This window comes from Bacillus sp. DTU_2020_1000418_1_SI_GHA_SEK_038, assembly GCF_032341175.1.
Taxonomy (GTDB): Bacteria; Bacillota; Bacilli; order Bacillales; family Cytobacillaceae; genus Cytobacillus.
This window is the reverse complement of the sequence record NZ_CP135435.1, coordinates 2,527,889-2,545,925: the sequence shown is the minus strand read 5'-3', so window position 1 is coordinate 2,545,925 and position 18,037 is coordinate 2,527,889. Positions and strand designations below refer to the sequence as shown.

General features: G+C 39.7%; 17 protein-coding genes. 15 read left to right on the top strand and 2 right to left on the bottom strand.

The features are described from left to right. The first annotated feature begins 18 nt into the window (after nt 1-18). The 3 genes from RRV45_RS12530 (at nt 19) to RRV45_RS12520 (ending at nt 1,231) form a co-directional block, all read left to right on the top strand. On the top strand, nt 19-393 hold the full coding sequence (locus RRV45_RS12530) for a hotdog family protein (protein WP_315665028.1): 375 nt from the start codon (nt 19-21) through the stop codon (nt 391-393). A 104-nt stretch (nt 394-497) separates the two neighbouring features. Next, the gene (locus RRV45_RS12525; protein WP_315665027.1) at nt 498-875 is read left to right on the top strand and encodes an SET domain-containing protein; all 378 of its coding nucleotides are present in this window, start codon (nt 498-500) and stop codon (nt 873-875) included. Nucleotides 876-1,021: 146 nt separating this feature from the next. Then, nucleotides 1,022-1,231: a hypothetical protein gene (locus RRV45_RS12520; protein ID WP_315665026.1), complete on the top strand. Its 210-nt coding sequence runs from the start codon at nt 1,022-1,024 to the stop codon at nt 1,229-1,231. 114 nt (nt 1,232-1,345) lie between these two features. Here RRV45_RS12520 and RRV45_RS12515 read toward each other — a convergent pair whose 3' ends face one another. Continuing rightward, complete coding sequence (locus tag RRV45_RS12515) at nt 1,346-3,391, bottom strand: molybdopterin oxidoreductase family protein (RefSeq protein ID WP_315665025.1); 2,046 nt, start codon at nt 3,389-3,391, stop codon at nt 1,346-1,348. 193 nt (nt 3,392-3,584) lie between these two features. On the opposite strand from RRV45_RS12515, the gene RRV45_RS12510 reads away from it, so the two are divergent. Further along, nucleotides 3,585-4,646, top strand: a complete 1,062-nt coding sequence (locus tag RRV45_RS12510) for a DmpA family aminopeptidase (RefSeq protein ID WP_315665024.1) — start codon at nt 3,585-3,587, stop codon at nt 4,644-4,646. Between the two features lie 382 nt (nt 4,647-5,028). Then, entirely contained in the window at nt 5,029-6,093 is a 1,065-nt protein-coding gene (locus RRV45_RS12505; RefSeq protein ID WP_315665023.1) for a M14 family zinc carboxypeptidase, read from the top strand. 50 nt (nt 6,094-6,143) lie between these two features. On the opposite strand, the gene RRV45_RS12500 is transcribed toward RRV45_RS12505, so the two are convergent. Continuing rightward, nucleotides 6,144-6,353 carry a methionine aminopeptidase gene (locus RRV45_RS12500; RefSeq protein WP_315665022.1) on the bottom strand — a complete coding sequence of 70 codons (210 nt, stop codon included), beginning with the start codon at nt 6,351-6,353 and terminating at the stop codon, nt 6,144-6,146. 169 nt (nt 6,354-6,522) lie between these two features. Between RRV45_RS12500 and RRV45_RS12495 the strand changes: the two genes are divergently transcribed. The 10 genes from RRV45_RS12495 to RRV45_RS12450 all read left to right on the top strand — a co-directional run bounded on the left by RRV45_RS12495 (nt 6,523) and on the right by RRV45_RS12450 (nt 18,037). Next, nucleotides 6,523-7,068 (top strand): NADPH-dependent FMN reductase, encoded by a 546-nt coding sequence (locus RRV45_RS12495; RefSeq protein WP_315665021.1) that lies wholly within the window; start codon nt 6,523-6,525, stop codon nt 7,066-7,068. A gap of 294 nt (nt 7,069-7,362) precedes the next feature. Beyond that, nucleotides 7,363-7,647 (top strand): heterocycloanthracin/sonorensin family bacteriocin, encoded by a 285-nt coding sequence (locus RRV45_RS12490; protein ID WP_315665020.1) that lies wholly within the window; start codon nt 7,363-7,365, stop codon nt 7,645-7,647. A 179-nt stretch (nt 7,648-7,826) separates the two neighbouring features. Further along, on the top strand, nt 7,827-9,791 hold the full coding sequence (locus tag RRV45_RS12485; RefSeq protein ID WP_315665019.1) for a putative thiazole-containing bacteriocin maturation protein: 1,965 nt from the start codon (nt 7,827-7,829) through the stop codon (nt 9,789-9,791). After that, nucleotides 9,788-11,731 carry a TOMM precursor leader peptide-binding protein gene (locus RRV45_RS12480; RefSeq protein ID WP_315665018.1) on the top strand — a complete coding sequence of 648 codons (1,944 nt, stop codon included), beginning with the start codon at nt 9,788-9,790 and terminating at the stop codon, nt 11,729-11,731. Before RRV45_RS12485 ends, RRV45_RS12480 begins: the two co-directional genes overlap by 4 nt. 23 nt (nt 11,732-11,754) lie before the next feature. Further along, complete coding sequence (locus RRV45_RS12475) at nt 11,755-13,332, top strand: SagB family peptide dehydrogenase (RefSeq protein WP_315665017.1); 1,578 nt, start codon at nt 11,755-11,757, stop codon at nt 13,330-13,332. Between the two features lie 290 nt (nt 13,333-13,622). Next, nucleotides 13,623-14,576, top strand: a complete 954-nt coding sequence (locus tag RRV45_RS12470) for an NAD(P)-dependent alcohol dehydrogenase (protein WP_315665016.1) — start codon at nt 13,623-13,625, stop codon at nt 14,574-14,576. 395 nt (nt 14,577-14,971) lie between these two features. Further along, nucleotides 14,972-15,358: a hypothetical protein gene (locus RRV45_RS12465; RefSeq protein ID WP_315665015.1), complete on the top strand. Its 387-nt coding sequence runs from the start codon at nt 14,972-14,974 to the stop codon at nt 15,356-15,358. Further along, nucleotides 15,348-15,824 (top strand): hypothetical protein, encoded by a 477-nt coding sequence (locus RRV45_RS12460; RefSeq protein WP_315665014.1) that lies wholly within the window; start codon nt 15,348-15,350, stop codon nt 15,822-15,824. The genes RRV45_RS12465 and RRV45_RS12460 overlap by 11 nt, the downstream gene beginning before the upstream one ends. A 231-nt stretch (nt 15,825-16,055) precedes the next feature. Continuing rightward, nucleotides 16,056-16,916, top strand: a complete 861-nt coding sequence (locus RRV45_RS12455; RefSeq protein WP_315665013.1) for a MurR/RpiR family transcriptional regulator — start codon at nt 16,056-16,058, stop codon at nt 16,914-16,916. Next, a complete protein-coding gene (locus tag RRV45_RS12450) occupies nt 16,913-18,037 on the top strand; it encodes a M20 peptidase aminoacylase family protein (RefSeq protein WP_315665012.1) in 1,125 nt (374 codons plus the stop codon). Before RRV45_RS12455 ends, RRV45_RS12450 begins: the two co-directional genes overlap by 4 nt.

Genomic DNA, 18,037 nt, shown 5'->3' with positions numbered 1-18,037 from the left:
AAATAAGGGGGAATACCGTTGTCTTTAAAAGTGGGCGATATTATTACTTTTGAACGGACCTTCACAGCAGAAGATGTTAAATTGTTTACTAAAATATCAGGTGATGAGGGAGAGCACCATATTATCCCTGATGAACAGGGCAGACTTGTCGTTCAAGGGTTGTTGACTGCGACATTACCAACTAAAATTGGTGGAGATAACAATGTACTGGCTCGTACGATGAATTTTGAGTTTTTAAGACCAGTATATACTGGTGATTCAATTATTTGTGAAGTAACAATTGAACAATTTGAAAAGCAGGATAATAGAACACGAATCACTGCTTCCTTTTTATGCAGTAATCAAACTGAGAAGGTAGTCTTGAAAGGCAATTTTGCCGGAGTGATACTGTAAACCAAAAGTGATGAAAATAGATGCTAATACATATAAAAATAGCTCATTGTTCAAATTAATGTTACAGTTAGAAAGAAAATCTAAAAAGTGAGAAGGCCGACAACATGATCGAGGTAAAAACATCTTCACTAAGTGATGGAGAATTCAATAGAGGAGTATTTGCTACATGCGATATTAAAAAAGGGACACTTTTGCATGAAGCCCCTGTCATTTCTTATCCGAATGACCAGCATCAACACATTGAGCAAACTCTGCTTGCTGATTATGCTTTTGAGTATGGGAAAAATCATTCTGCGATCCTGCTTGGATATGGAATGTTGTTTAACCATTCTTATGAACCTAATGCCATTTATGAGATTAATTTTAACAATCACACATTTGATTTCTATGCTTTCACAGATATAAAAGCTGGAGATGAAATTCTAATTAATTATAATGGCGACGTGGATGACAAAGATCAACTGTGGTTTAATCAAGATTAAAAAAGTAGGAAAGTAATCAAAATTATGATCTGTTTAAATGCGTGCAGCTCATATATAATTTGGGCTTAGAATAAATATGATTTTTGCTCATGAACGGATGCCAAGAAAGCCTCCGCGCAAGTGATAAAATATGGAGGTGTAAGAAAATGAATAAACGATGGACAATCAGTAAAATTAAAGAATTTGTTGAGAACAATTCGGAAAGTAAGTTGCTAACAACGGAATATCACGGGTTTTCTCAAAAATTATTATTTAAATGTGCATGTGGAAGCAATTTTGAAAAAACATTTACGAAGTTTAAAAATAATCATCAACGTAAATGTGACGTGTGCCAACCGCCAAAAGTGTCACGCTAAATGAAAGTAAAGTGCCAATGAAAAAAGTAACGCTTGGAAAAAATTCCAAGCGTTTCGTTGCATCTAAACAAAAACAAAAACATATGCTTTTCTCCGCGTTAACTAAACTTCTTATTATACATTCTTTTTCTCCACTTTCACCCTTCCAGAAAAAAAGGTAGCTCCTCCGCCCATATCTGAAAGGCGATCTGGAGTCAGTGAGTTTACATGCTGCTTTTTATCAGGAGCATCTGCCCATAAACCTTGGGAAACAACCACACCTGGAAGGACCAAATCTCCGACAGCTGCCTTCAGCTCACATTCTCCGCGGTTATTCCAGACACGTACAATTTCACCATCTTCAATATTCAAAGCACTCGCATCTTCATGATTTACATGAAGCTTAGGTTCCTTCTCGAGCGAAACATGCTTCTCATTATTAGAAAAAGTTGAATTCAAGAAATTATGGTTCGGCGCTGGAACGAATAAAAGTGGAAAATCCTCTTCTACATGGAGCGGGACATAGGTTGGAAGAGCAGGATACCCGTCTCTTTTCATTTGCTCTGAATAGAGTTCAATTTTTCCGCTTGGTGTTGGCAGCTTTCCAGGAAATAATGGTTTTACATTTGCTTTCATATAATTTTTTTCAATTAAGCTCTCAAAACTAATATCTTTCAAATATGGATTACTTGGATTGTCTAAAGATTGTCGAATCATATCCTCTTCAGAATCTTTAAACGCTTGTTCATGAAAGCCCATCCCATCGGCAAGCAAACGAAAAACTTCTACATTTGATTTAGCCTCTTCGTATGGTTCAATCACTGGCCGCTGTAATTGAATGTAATGATGCCAATAGGAAGTATAGAAGTCCATATTTTCAAAAGATGAGGTAGCCGGCAGCACAATGTCAGCGTATCTTGCCGTTTCCGTCATAAATAGATCATGGACAACAACAAATAAATCATCCCGTTCCAGCCCTTTTCTAACCTTATTGCCTTCTGGAGCAACAATTGCTGGATTACTGCTATAAATATACAGTGATTTTACTGGCGGATCTAATTCTAAAAGGGCTTTACCAAGTTGATTCATATTGATCATTCGTGTCTTCTTGTTTTCCAGTAAATCAGGTCGTTGCAACCTTGAAGAATTATGAGCTAAATAACCAGAATTCCCTTTAATCGCACCGCCGCCTTTTTCCAGCCACTGTCCTGTTAAAGCTGAAAGACAGGCGATTGACCGGATGGCCATCCCGCCGTTATCATGATGCTGAAGTCCATTTCCAATACGGATATAAGATGGGGTAGTTTCCCCATACATACGAGCAAGCTTGTAAATATCATCTACCGGAACACCGGTAATATCGGAAACGAGTGCAGGATTGTACTGCTTTACATGCTCGCGAAGTTCATGGTAACCGACTGTATATTCCTGTAAAAAGTCCTCATTTACCATGCCTTCATCAAATAAAATATGCATCACTCCAAGAGCTAGCGCAGAATCTGTTCCAGGTAAAATCGGAATAAACCAGTCAGCAAGACGTCCAGTTTGGTTTTTATGAACATCAATGACGACAATCTTTGCTCCGTTTTTCCTAGCCTTTTGGGCAAGAGCGACCTGATGCATATTCGTGCTTACAGCATTAATTCCCCAAAAGATAAACAATTTCGAGTGGATTGTATCCTCAGGATCAATTCCAAAGCTTCCGCCCATTGTATATTTAATACCTGCAGTTCCTGCTGCTTGACAGATCGTTCGATCAAGCTGTGATGCACCGAGCCTGTGAAAAAAGCGGCGATCCATTCCCTCAGCAGTTAGATTGCCCATATTTCCATAGAAGCTATAAGGAAGAATACTTTCTGGCCCGTCTGTTCGGATGAGCTCCTGCCAGTGCGAAGTAATGGTGTTAATCGCTTCCTCCCAGCTAATTCTTTCAAACGTTTCTGAGCCTTTCGGACCTATTCTTTTCATCGGATATTTCAGTCGGTTTTCATCATATATTCGCTCTGTCATATGACGTACCTTGTTGCAAATATTCCCTTTCGTCACTGGATGATTAGGATCTCCGTCTACTTTAACAATTTTTCCATCCATTTTATGGAGAAGGAGACCGCATTGATCCGGGCAATCAAGCGGACATACAGAAGGAAAAATTCCATTACGTTCATTTACAAAAGAGGGCATGGTCAGTCTCCTTTATAGGTATTATTAGATTATTAGAATGATACTATCATAAAATAGATTCATAGGAGTAGCAACAAAAGATCCTTTAGTAATCGTTTCAATTATTGTGATGTAAAGATATAGTTAAACACAATCTGAAAGAAGTTTGCTATTATTTTTAATATTAGCTTATTTAATTAAATGGAGGATTGGAATGAATAAATCTACAGGCAAGAAAATTAGAGATAGAGGTTACATCGTTGGAACTATGAAAACCGGGAAGAAAAATTGCATTACAGATGTTGAAGGAGTAAAAGTGGGACATGTAACACTTGATTTTCCAATGGAGGGAGAGGATTACGCGTGCACAGGAGTGACGGCGATTCTTCCGCACGGCGGTAATCTTTTTCAAGAAAAGGTTGTTGCTGCAAGCTATGTTATTAATGGATACGGGAAGACGGCTGGACTTATTCAGGTGAATGAGCTAGGGGTAATCGAATCGCCTATTATGTTGACAAATACATTTGGCGTTCCAGCAGTAACCCAAGGGACATTAGAATATATGCTTGAAAGAAATTCAAAGATTGGGGATACAACGGGAACAATTAATATTGTTACCGGCGAGTGTAATGATGGAATCTTAAATTCCATTCGAAGATTCCCTGTTAAATCTAGTCACGCGATTGAAGCCATTACGTCCGCAACAACGAATCTTTCCCAAGAGGGAGCCATAGGTGCCGGAAAGGGAATGGTTTGCTTTGGATATAAAGGAGGAATTGGCAGTTCCTCAAGAGTGATCTATGATGAAATCGATAAGAAGGAATACATAGTTGGGTGCATGGTGTTAACAAATTTTGGCTCTCAGGATGAGTTGCCAAGAGATAAGTTTTCGAAGTTGGAGCTTAATGGGAATAGTATATCAAAAACATCAGATGGATCAATCATTATCGTATTAGCTACTGACATTCCCCTTAGTGATCGGCAGCTTGAGAGGGTTGCGAAGCGATGCGGCATTGGTCTTGGAAGAACGGGTAGCCATTTTAGCCATGGCAGCGGGGATATTGTCATTGCTTTTTCAACTGCTAATAAAATTTCCCATTTTTCCAAAGAAAATTTTGAAACAGGTAGATTTATAAGAGAGGATCAGCCAATCTTTAATGGAGTGTTTACTGCAGCTGCTGAGGCCACGGAGGAAGCGATTTGGAATTCTCTATCACAAGCAGACACAACACGTGGGAGAGAAGGGAAAGTGGTAGAGGGACTTTTTCAGGATTAGGTATGAAATTTAAATTCTATTTATCTTTTCTGGGTCTATCTTTTAGCCTAAATTCCTGCCGATTTTTCCGTGTTTCGACATGATTCATTCATTGAGGATAAATTTTACCCTGTCTTAGGCAGCTTTATTAAAATGCTATGCAGACAGGGATAAATAATAGAGGTGTTTCGAACTAACTTATTTTAGATGTGTGTGATCGAAACTAGTATTGAATCCTTCATAATACATATTTTTTATACAAAATTTTCCTATAATAAGTTAATAATCTACATTTGAATTAGCGTTTTTTGTCTAACAATTAGGTAAGTCACTCTATTAACACCTTTTCTCTCAAATCGTACAATGAGCGTGTAACATCAAAACGGAATTGGGAGGATTGGTTATGAGCTTAAAAAAGAAGGTACTTTCTGTTTCATTATCAAGTTTAATGGCGTTAGGGGCTGTAACAGCAGTTTCCATGCCTGCACAAGCTGTTGGGAATGGGCCAAGTGCTGGCAACGGTGCGATTCAAACATCAATTCTTCATACATATGATAGTTTAGTTGACTATCTGAAAACACAGGATGCCAAGCAACAGGCAATGGAGTTAGAAGTAATTGGCCAAACAGTCAAAGGCCGTGATATTTATATGGCAAAGTATATTTCTAATCCAGCCAACCCAACTATTTTATTTCTAACTCAACAGCATGGAAATGAACAACTTACAACTGAGGGTGCACTAGAATTTATCAAACATCTTGGCACAGGAAAAACAAAAGGTGTCCTTGATAATGTAAATGTTCTTGTAATTCCGATGTTAAATGCGGATGGGGCAATGGGAGATGTTAATTTCTCACTTGATAACTACCTAGCGGATGGTGATCGCCATTTAACACGCTACAATGCCAATTATATTGATTTAAACCGGGAGCATGATAAAGAATCTAGCAAAATGGAGCCTGAAGCAAGGGCTTTACATGAAAATGTTCTTCAAAAATATGATATTGATTTTATGATTGATCTGCATCACCAAGGAACGTTAAGTGAAACAGAAGGGCAGCTCGTTTCAGGTTCCATCCTTTATCCAACAAGCCCAAGTGTGAAGCCAGAAGTGGTAGAAGGGTCTAAAAAGCTAGGGGCAGTCGTATTTAATGCGATTCAACCAACAGGCTGGGGACATCTTGGAAAATATGCTGGAGGCTCGACTAATAATATCGGCCGTAATGGAATTGCTGCTTATTATGACATCTCTACATTATTGTTTGAAATGCGTGGCATGTCTGATCATTATATTGAATCCTATGCAATTGGCCAAAAGAGTAATGGCTATTTGATTAAACAAACGATTACCACATTAGATGCAGCTGTCCGAGCAATTGCTGACGGTTCTATCGAATCAGCAGATACAACCTTCTGGGATACGCTTCCAACACAAACTAATAGACAAAGTGAAGAATCCGATGAGTAATAGATAGGTTAGTAAAAAGGGTCAAGATGCAGAGTCTGACCCTTTTCATATTAAACAAGTTCATTCCAATCCCCATAATCGCCGCTGCCGTTACAGCCTGGGCAGTCGAGCAAGTTGCCATAAAAGGCAAATTCATTCGCTGGATAAGGCATAAAGCCTCTCCCATAGCATTCTGGACATTTGTTCATTTCTTTCATTTGGGAAACATGGTTTTCATACCTTGCGGCTCTCCAGTCATTAAATGCTTTCACTAGGCCCATTTTTGTCACCCCTAACCTTTTTTTCTTATTTTTTATTAAAATGCCTATTTTTATACACTAAAGATATCTCGTTCATTTTCTGAAATGCATATTTTGTTGCAGAAGGCTGTAAGTTAAACTAAGAGGTATTTGCCAATTGAAATATAATATGGGATGGAGACCTTGTTAAATGAAAATACTAGGTATTTCAGGAACCATTATTGGGTCAAAAACTGCTATTTTAGTAGATTCAGTGCTAAAAATAATAAAAACTAAACACCCTGAAATTGAAATAGAACTGCTTGATTTACGGAATTATCAGGTAGAATTTTGTGATGGCAGAAAACCGGAATTATACAATAATGATACAAAAAAGGTGATGAAAGCTGTTTCTGAGGCGGATTTTTATTTAATTGGCTTTCCAATCTTTAATGGTTCCTTTCCAGCGCCATTAAAGAATATTTTCGATTTATTGCCTCCATCCGTTTTTAGACATAAAGTGATGGGGTTTGCAGCGAATGGAGGAACCTATCAGCACTACCTCGTCATAGAAAATCAGCTAAAGCCAATTGCGGGATATTACCGCTGTTATGTAGCGCCAAGCTATGTTTATGTTAACTCCAGTCATTTTAATGAAGCCAATGAAATCGCAGACGAAGAAGTATTGGATCGTATTGAAGATCTGGCGGAAGAATTAGTGATGATGCAAAAAGCATTGGCAAAGAGGATTTTCTAAACGGGAGGACAGCCCTATTTATAAGACTATTTTATTTTGGGTAAAAAACTTCATTGGAAAATTGAAATTTTTTATAATAACGCTGAACATCCAAGGTCATAACATGTCCTGGATGTTTTTTTATAGATATTGATCTGGTGATTAAAATAGGCTTTTACTTTGGTAACAATACCCAAACGCAATTCATACTTTGTTGAGGAAAGGTATAGGTGCGTAAAGCTATTCATTATGGCTAAGCTGTGATTATTCCTAGTTGCTAGACACCTGTATAAAAAAATAGGGAGGCTATGCTAAATGTATGATTTTCAAAGAGATCTCCAAATGTTGAATGTTGGTGATTTCCACGCAAACGCGGCAATTCCTTGGGATCCAAATCAGGACTATATGGATCGGCAATTTGGTCTTTTCGGTTTTGGCTCATGTTTTGGTATAGGTTTTGGTTCATGTTTCGGATTTGGCTCTTGTTTCGGTTTTGGTTGTTTTGGTTCTTGTTTCGGCTTCCGCTGTGGCGGTTTTCGTTGTGGAGGCTTCCGCTGCGGTCGCTGCGGCAGCTGCGGTCACTGCGGACGATGCCGTTAATCATTATTTAGTTTTCTATCGAAAAAAATGGTTGCTAATGGAGAAGAATTTGCCCCTGCATGAGTTGCTGTGCGGGGCTTTTCTCTAAAAGATTAGACATATGGGACATATAACGGTACATAGGGTAATAGTGAAAATATTTGGAATTGAAGTACAGCTCACGGGTAAGGAGGAGCGAAATGACGAATTTAACCCCGTCTATGCGTTTGAAAGTGAAAGGGGATACATTTTTTTTCCCAGATCCAAACAGTGGAGTATATTTTCGAAACAACCTAAGTTCGTTTCGAATGGAAGGCAGTATGATCGATAAGTGGGTTGAAAAGCTGATACCTATGTTTAACGGGGAGTACACGTTGGCAAATTTGACTGACGGATTGCCGGGTCCATATCGGGATCGGGTGTATGAAATTGCAGAAGTGCTTTATCAAAACGGGTTTGTAAGGGATGTAAGCCAAGATCGTCCACATCAACTGGCGAATCAGATACTTAAAAAGCATGCTTCTCAAATTGAATTCCTAGACAGTTTCGGCGACTCAGGTGCCTACCGGTTTCAAGCCTATCGGCAGGCTAAGGTTTTGGCAGTTGGCTCCGGCTCTTTTTTTGTTTCCTTGGTTTCTGCTTTGCTTGAATCAGGTTTGCCAAAGTTTCATGTACTAATTACTGATTCAGTAAAGACCAATACTCGGCGTTTAATGGAACTGGTGGCACATGCCCGTAAAACAGATCCTGAAGTAGCTGTAGAGGAGGTTATTCTACAGGAGAAGAGCGGGAGTTCATGGAAGGAAACTGTGCAAGCATATCAATCAATTTTGTATGTCTCGCAAAACGGTGATATAGAGGAACTGCGGGATCTTCATAGGATTTGCAGGGAAGAAAAAAAGGTGTTTATACCAGCTGTTTGCCTAGAACAGGTTGGACTTGCAGGTCCTTTGGTGCATCCAGACTCTATTGCATGCTGGGAGTCAGCATGGCGCCGTATACATCAATCTGTATTTTTCAGAGACCAGCAGTTAACTGCCTTCTCTTCTACTGCGGGAGCGATGTTGGCTAATGTGATCGTGTTTGAATTATTCAAAGATAGTACGAAAGAGAGAGAATCGGAACAGAATAATCAAATCTTCATGCTTAATCTGAATACGTTGGAAGGAAGCTGGCATTCCTTCGTGCCGCACCCGTTGGTCGATAGTGGTGTTTCTGCTGAATGGGTTCAAGATATAGACTTACGGCTTGAACGTAGCATAAACAAAGATGAGTCGAGCAAATTACTGTTTTTCTTTAGCCAGTTAGCATCTGCCCAATCAGGCATTTTTCATATTTGGGAAGAGGGGGACTTAAAGCAGCTGCCGCTCGCTCAGTGTCGTGTTCAGGCGGTTGACTTGTTAACGGAAGGGCCAGCAGGGCTATTGCCAGAGATGATCTGTACCGGTTTGACTCATGAGGAGGCACTGAAAGAAGCAGGACTGTCAGGAATCGAGGCATATATCTCACAAACTACTAATCTTCTCATAACGAGTCTGCCCCCACACAAAGGTGTGGAAACCAGTTTAGCAGATAAGAAGAAATTTATTGGGTTCGGTGCGGGGGAAACATTTGCAGAAGGTGTTGGCCGTGGATTGCAAAGGTGTTTGGAAATGGAACTAAACAAACAATTGGCCCATCAGAAAAATTATGTCTCTCGGGTGAGCATAAGTGAGATAGGAGATGACCGTTGCCGTTATTATTTTCAGGCACTAACAACGATGCGGGGAGAACCAATTATAGGCTTAGGGGAGGAAGTGGCCGGATTCCCTGTAGTATGGATTGGTACGAACGGAAGCTGGTATGGCAGTGTAGGATTGAATATCACAGGGGCGTTACGAAATGTGCTGCAGCATGTGCTTATGATAGTACAAAATGAATCAGCTTCCCATTCGACAAAGGTGTTTGAGGTTCCAAGTGTACGTCTGGAAGAAAGGGAGCATCAAAGCCTTGTTATTCATGAGTGTGAAGTCCAAACAGAACCAGCTTTGCTTCGCTCCGCAATAAAAACGCTAGAAAGAAACCACAAGCAGCTTCTTGTCTTCGAAGCAGGATTGGAGCCATTCTTGAAAATGGGACTGGAAGGGATTTATGGTGTGATGATACGGGAGGTGGAATCCCAGTGAGTGCTGTCGTAGTAGTTGTCGGAAGAGGATTGTTGGCAGACAGCGTTTCTACAGAACTATCCACTCAATACGAGATCGTTCGCCTAGCTGATTTTGAGACAGATGTACCACAAGATGCTAAATTGGTTCTTGTATTGCACGATACTTGGTATCCCTCTGTTCACCAAAAGGCAGAAGAGATATTGCAAATAACCGGCATCCCTTGGTTGCGAGGATTCGTTTCATTCGGCGAGGGAGTTGTCGGCCCCTTAGTTCAAAAAGGCAAGCCAGGGTGCTCCCAGTGTGCAAACATTAGACGTCTTATGGCCGGACGAGATCGTAAAGAGATGTGGGAGGTTGAGCAGAGACTTATTAACCAAGGAGGAAAACCGCGTGACCCTTGGGCATCGCGAACGGGAATTTTACAGATGACCCACCTAGTTAGAGCAGAGGTGCAAAACATTATTCAAGGTGATAAGTCGCGCTCGGAAAATCATGTATTATTAATCAATCTAAAAACATTGAAGAGTTCACGGCATTTCTTTTTGCCAGACTCCTTGTGCGCAGTTTGTGGACAATTACCAGACGATTCGGCGACTGAGGCCCGAATTTCGCTGCAGGCAAGTCCGAAAATCAGTCATGATAGTTACCGCACCCGATCGATGAATGAACTAAATAAAGTTCTTGTCAAAGATTATTTGGACCATCGGACTGGCTTTTTAAATGGAAAAATGTATGACGTTAAAACACCATTTGCTGATGTAGGTGTCAACTTGCCATTGTTCTCGGGAGACGAAGGAGTGGCAGGCAGGACAAATTCATATGCGGTTAGTGAATCGACAGCTATTTTAGAAGGTTTGGAGAGGTACTGCGGTTTGTCTCCGCATGGAAAGCGGACAGTCGTCTATGACAGTTTCCAAAACCTAAAACATCAAGCGCTCAATCCTTTCCAAGTAGGTGTACACACTAAGGATCAGTATTCGCAACCTGATTTTCCGTTCAAACCGTTTCATCCTGAACGCTCAATGAATTGGGTATGGGGCTTTTCGTTTTTGCAAGAGTGTCCGATTCTAGTTCCTGAGCTGCTTGCTTATTATAGTTTGGGGTGCGATGGGGGCTTTGTCTATGAAACTTCCAACGGATGTGCTTTAGGAGGAAGTTTGGTGGAGGCTATTTTCTATGGAATGATGGAAGTGGTAGAGCGTGATTCATTTTTGATGACTTGGTACGCCCAGCTGCCACTCCCTCGTCTTGACCCTTATTCTGCAAACGACCAAGAATTACAATTGATGATCGAACGTGCACGTGCGGTTGCAGGATATGATTTGTACTTTTATAACTCAACGATGGAGAATGGAATTCCAAGCGTATTGGCATTGGCGAAAAACAAGAAAGATACGGGACTAAACATCATCTGTGCGGCCGGTGCGCATTTGGACCCAGTACGAGCAGCAAAAAGCGCGGTTTACGAATTGGCAGGTATGATGCTGACTCTTGACGAGGATTTTGAAGCGAACAAGGAGGAGTACGTGCGAATGTTGCAAGATTCTACCCTTGTACGGAAAATGAATCATCATGGGATGCTATACGGATTACCACAAGCGGAAGAGCGTCTGCAGTTTTTGCTGAATGAGAATCGTCCTATGCGGACGTTTGAAGAGGAATTCAAATGGAAGTCAAAGCATAAAGACTTAACAGATGATCTGCGGGACATTCTACTGGAATTTCGCCGATTAAATCTAGATGTCATTGTGGTTGACCAGACGGCATCGGAAACGAAACGAAACGGATTGTATTGCGTTAAAGTGCTGATTCCGGGAATGTTGCCAATGACATTCGGACACCATCTTACCCGCTTAATCGGGCTGGATAGAGTGTTAACAGTACCAATGGAACTTGGCTACTCGAAACATCCGCTGACATATGAGCAGCTTAATCCATATCCGCATCCGTTTCCATAAGCGGTTGCTTGGAGGTAAGTTAGATGAGTCTTGAGACATTTCTGCACAATCTCCATTTTGATATTGAAAAGATCCTTCCGCAGGACTGGGAAGCGGATTGGGCTGATGCGCCATTAGCATATAAGCTTTACCGTGACTTGCCAGTCGTGCCATTATCTCTAGAAGTACCGCTGACGCTAGAAGGAAGAGAAATACCTGAGAAGCCTGACCTCCGCACAATCGGCCATTTTCTATGGTTTGTAAATGGCCTTACCCAATTTTCCCAATCAGTCTCTCCATTAGAATCCACAGAAAACACAGCTGAATTCATACATTCATATAGGCGATTCATTCCTTCTGGCGGGGGACTGTATCCAAACGAATTATATATGTATTTAAAATTGGAGGATTTGCCTGTTGGTGTGTACCATTATGATGTCGCACATCATCGTTTAGTCCTGCTGCGAGAAGGGAACTTCGATTCATATTTAGCCAAGGCTCTTGGAAATTGCTGTGAAGTGTCCGCTTGTTTTGGCACAGTTTTTGTTTCGACTATGTTTTGGAAAAATTTCTTTAAGTATCATAACTTTTCCTACCGGCTGCAAGCGTTGGATGCTGGTGTGCTAATTGGGCAGCTGCTGGAAGTGTCGAAACGTTTTGGCTACGCATCAGGGATTTATTATCAATTTCTTGATCGGTCATTGAATCATCTGCTTGGTCTGCCCGAACAGGAGGAAAGTGTATATGCAGTTATACCTCTATCGATTGAACCAACAAATTGGACTTGTAACCTAGGTGACAAGGACGGGGTAATCACTGCTGAAGAATTGTGCAGAGAGCTGCCAGAGATTCATCATCACTATTTTCAACGGTCAAAGAGGCTTGCAGACTATTCGATGTTAACAAGGATAAATGAAGCATCTATGATGGAAACAACACAGTCGCTTCGGAAGATCCAGTCAAGAAATTGTGTGGATGGAAACGGTCAAGCTGTACCTTTGCCACAAGCCGAACGCTTGACGTATGATCTAGCTTCAATTTGCAAAAAGCGATATTCACCTGATATGGACTTCATATTGGGAAAAGTTAGCCCCCTTCAACTAGGTAATCTGCTGAAGGAGGCGACTGCTTCCTTTTCCTATCGAAATGATTTAGATGCAATTCATATAAAGAACAAGCCCCGTTTTTCCATATATGGCTGTTTTTATAATGTTGAAGGCATTCCAAATGGCGCTTATTATTATGACAGTAGTGATCATTCACTTCGATCGATAGATCTTGGAGATCACCGCTTCAGGCTGCAAAGCGGATTGACTGGACCCAATATTAATTTGTTTCAAGTTCCACTCTGCTTGCATGTAGCAGGGGATAAGGATCATTTAATTGAAGCAATTGGGTATAGAGGATATCGTATCCAGCAAATGGAAGCGGGGATGTTGGTACAGCGATTATTAATAGCGGCATTAGCCAACGGAATGGGGGGACACCCGCTTCTCGGCTTTGATGCAAAATTATGTGATGAGATTTACCAATTAGATTCTCAAGGAAAAACCAGCCTCATCCAAATTCCGATTGGCCCCTATCGAGATCGGGCATGGTTAAGGGGAAGTTTACAGGGTTAACAAAAAATAATAAGGCTGGGACATAACTAGCATCTATAAAATGAAAAAAGTGAAATCACACCGCTCGATTTCACTTTTTTCATTTCATTTTTGATTTATGCGGGTAAGGTATTATCCTCTTACCATTCTTTTTTTGCTCCCGCTTCTCATTAACCATGAGCTTACCTTCTTACCTTTTGTGTTTTTTTAAAACTTTTTTACTTATCATTAAGAAAATAAGTGTTAACCAACATGAATAGAATAAAAGAATCCTATGAAAGATTTGAATTTACTATTGAGGGGGATGAAGTTTGAAAGCTTTCGTATCAAATAAGTATGGGTCACCTGATGTTTTAGAATTGCAAGATGTTGAAAAGCCGGTTTGTCATGACAATCAGGTTCTGGTAAAAGTACATGCGAGTTCCATTAATTATGGTAATATTGTTCTTTTACGAGGTAAGCCCTTTTTGGCACGTTTTGCCTTCGGTATTACAAAACCAAAATATAAAATTCCTGGTGGAGATATTGCAGGGATCGTTGAAGCTGTCGGAAATAAAGTAACACACTTTAAAATTGGAGATGAAGTTTTCGGAGATTTATCGAGCAGCGGCTGGGGTGGATTTGCTGAGTATGTTACGGTACCAGAAAACGCAATTGCTTTGAAACCAAAAAATATATCCTTTGAAGAAGCCGCTGCTTTACCAATGGCATCAACAACTGCCCTTCAAGCACTACGAAATAAAGGGGCTATTCAAGAAGGTCAGAAAGTTTTAATCTATGGTGCTTCTGGTGGTGTTGGCACCTTCGCAGTTCAAATTGCAAAAGCATTAGGTGCGAACGTGACAGCTGTTTGTAGTACAAGAAATGTTGACATCATTAAATCTTTAGGTATTGATCATGTAATAGATTATAAGAAAGAGACAATTTTCGAAAAAGATAATACTTATGACTTAATTCTTGGAGTAAATGGCTATCAACCCATTTCAGTTTATTTAAAAGCATTAAAAGCTAATGGAAAGTTTATACTTGTTGGTGGTTCTCAAAAGCAAATGCCTCAGGCAATGTTTCGTTCTATTGGAAACAAAAAGATAAACATTTTCTTGCAATCTCATAAACAAGAAGATTTAAATTTTATTAATGAACTTGTTGAAAAAAATCAATTAACTGCTGTTATTGATCGAAGTTTTTCATTTAAAGAATTGCCAAATGCGGTTAAATATTTTGAAGAGGGCCATGCTCAAGGGAAAGTTGTTGTCACGATTTAATAATCTGAAGAGATTTGCAAAATGGTAATCTCTAACAAGTGCACAAGTGAAATAGTAACCATCTGCACATTCCTTTATTTGAAATTCGTCCAACTTCCTAGGCTGGCTGAGACTCGTTCGAAAATGCTAAAGCATTTTCATTTTGACTTCTCTCCCAGCCTCATTATTTTTTTATCTTTAATACTACTGAATACCTTTATTTATTGGAGAATGTGACTAATCTGCTAGACTCACCTGGCGGGGTTTGGTCACTTAAAATAAAATATTCTATCTGCGGCTAATTTTGTCATTTACACATGACTATAGTTCTGTTTTGTCGTTTTAAAATAGAATTCTCGATTACATCATGTATAATAATAAATTGCAAGAAAACATTTAGGTAAGGGAGGAATAGAATGATGGGATGGGCATTAGCCATTTTATTTATTGCAGCAGTCGTGCTGCTCATTTTATCGTTTTATAAAACGGGGCAATCTTCAACAAGACTAGAACAACAAATAGATCAACTTACCTTCTCATTAATGGAAGAAGTGTATCAACTTCAGCAGCAAATTAAAAGTCTTGAAATCGATGCTGAAATTACAGCTAAAGAAGCAGGCAATGAAACAGTTCCTTATGAGAAAAGAATGTTGCTTCGTGAGCTGATTGACTTACATAGGCGAGGATATTCATATGAAAGCATTGCTATGGAAAAACAGTTGACTACAGATGAGGCAGAACGCCTATTAGCTTCTTATATTAAGCAAAAAGAGGAAAGGGGCAAGGTCGACAATGACGGCTAAATCGATGCGCAGCTTTGCAGGTGGATTATTGGCTGCAGCGACCTTGTGCGGTGCTGTGTACTTTAGTGGTTCAGCCAAAGAGCCTGCCAATAATAAAGTTGAAACACTATCGAATGAAGAGATGAAGGACAAGCTTACATCTGAAGGCTATGTTATTTATACAGAAACAGAATGGATACAGCTCGCAGATCAAGGGGATCAAGAGAAAGCGACTGAAGAAACTGAAACAGAAAACGGCAATAAAGAGGACAAGGTAATTTACCGCACAGTATTAAACGTTTCCTCAGGAATGACAAGCATTGATGTTGGAAGAAGTCTGGAAAGAGCCAAAATCATTGATCATGCAAGAACATTTTCAAATGAAGTGGAAAAGCGGGGATTATCAAACGAGCTGCGGCCGGGGATTTATGAAGTCGAATCTGGAATGAATATGGATAAAATTATTTCTGTCATTTTTCCTAAATAAACCTAATTAGATGCACCTTCATGTAAGGCTGCATTTTTTTTTGGCATATTATTGGTTGTCCAATGTTACGAACCATTTAAATATAAGTAACAATCAATTTTTGATGAATTTTCAGAATTATTATTGTTTGTTTTGTCGAAATGTGTTATTTTATAAAAGTAATAAAAATGAAGTGCAAACTTCACTATTTTTCCAAAATTAAGTCTACACTTCATTTTTAAGGGGAAAAACATGGAATTAAAAAAGATTATCCTTGCAAACTATAATAAGCTCTCGAAGGGACAGCAAAAGGTTGCTAATTACCTTCTCAATATGCCTAAAGATTTTGCATTGATGTCCGCAAATGAAATCGGTTTCAAAGTGGGGGTCAGTGAAACGACTGTTATTCGATTTTGTTACGCGATAAATTTATCTGGCTATACCGATTTGCAAAAAAAGGTCCGGGAACAGCTTTTTCATCAGGAGAGCAGTCTAGGGACTTACCATTCAACCAAGCTGCAGTTAGCCGAGGAGCCAAACTTTTTCGCAAAGGTCATGGAAAAGGATCGGGAGCGCATTAAAGAATTGATGTTGCTTGTCAATGAAGATGAATTGTACCGAATGGTCGATCAGCTTGTAAATGCGGAATCCATCTATATTTCAGGAATGGGAACATCATTTCCGGCAGCAAATTGGCTTTCTTTTACACTTAGTTTAGTGAAGGATCGGGTTAAATTAGTCCGTTCCGATTCAGATGATATTGTTTTCACGTTAAGCGGGATGAATAGTCAATCTGTCATGATAGCCATCTCTTTTCACCGTTATTTAAAAGAGACGATTAAGATTGCAAAATTGGCAAAGCAGCAGGGGGCAATCATTATCGGGATTACAGATTCTCCTCAATCACCGATAAGTGAATATTCTGATATGCTATTTCCGATTTTTCCTTTTAATAAATCTGCCATTGACACAACAACAGCCCTATTTTCTTTTTTAAATGCGGTTGTTGCCGGTGTAACAGTAAAAAATTCAAATCGCTTTGAAAAGCGCAAAGAGCAATATGAAGAATTATTTAAAGATTATTTCTTTATTGATGGAGGGGAAGTTACTTGAAAGAACACTTAGCTCAGCTTAAAACAACGATTAACTCCCTATTTGACTACTTTCATCAACATCCAGAAGTTAGCTGGGAAGAGTACAAAACGACTGAATACATTCAAACATTTCTTGAGAAAGAAGGCTTTAATGTACATACCTTTGATGATTGTACTGGCCTTGTTGCCGAAGTCGGAAGCGGAGATATTTGTGTAGGATTACGTACAGATATTGACGCACTATGGCAGGAAGTGAATGGGAAATATCAAGCAAACCATTCATGTGGGCATGACTCACATATGACTATGATCATTGGAACGATGTTGCTGCTTAAGAAATTAAACTTCCCTAATAAAGGCAAGCTTAAATTTATTTTCCAGCCTGCTGAAGAAAAGGGAACAGGGGCATTGAAAATGGTTGAGAAGAATGTAGTTGACGATGTTGACTATCTATATGGTGTTCATTTGAGACCTATTCAGGAGCTAGAAGATGGATATGCTGTACCTGCCATTTACCATGGAGCCGCTAAGTTTATTACGGGCGAAATTATCGGTGAAGATGCACATGGAGCTAGACCTCACCTTGGCCAAAATGCAATTGAAATTGGCGCCGCGATCGTCAATGAAATAAAAGGCATTCATCTAAATCCAATGGTTCCGTACTCAGCAAAAATGACTAAATTCCATGCAGGCGGAGATTCAGGCAATATTATACCGGGCAGAGCTTCCTTTAGCATGGATTTACGAGCGCAAACGAATCAAGTAATGGACGAACTTACGGAGAAAATCGAAAATATTTTTAAGCAAATAAGTTTACTATATGGGGTAGACATTTCATATGAAACAAAAGCAAGTGTAGCTGCGGCTGAGGTGGATTTGGAAGCAGTAGCGTTTATGAGACAGGCTATTATAGATACGCTAGGTGAAAAAGGGCTGAAACAGCCGATTATTTCGTCTGGTGGTGAAGATTTTCACTTTTACACTTTAAAGAGACCGAACATAAAAGCAACAATGTTGGGACTTGGCTGTGGATTAACACCAGGCCTCCATCATCCAAACATGACATTTAATCGTGAAGCGATGTACTCAGGAATTGAAATTTTAACAAGAACCATTATGAACACATTTTCAGACAACTAA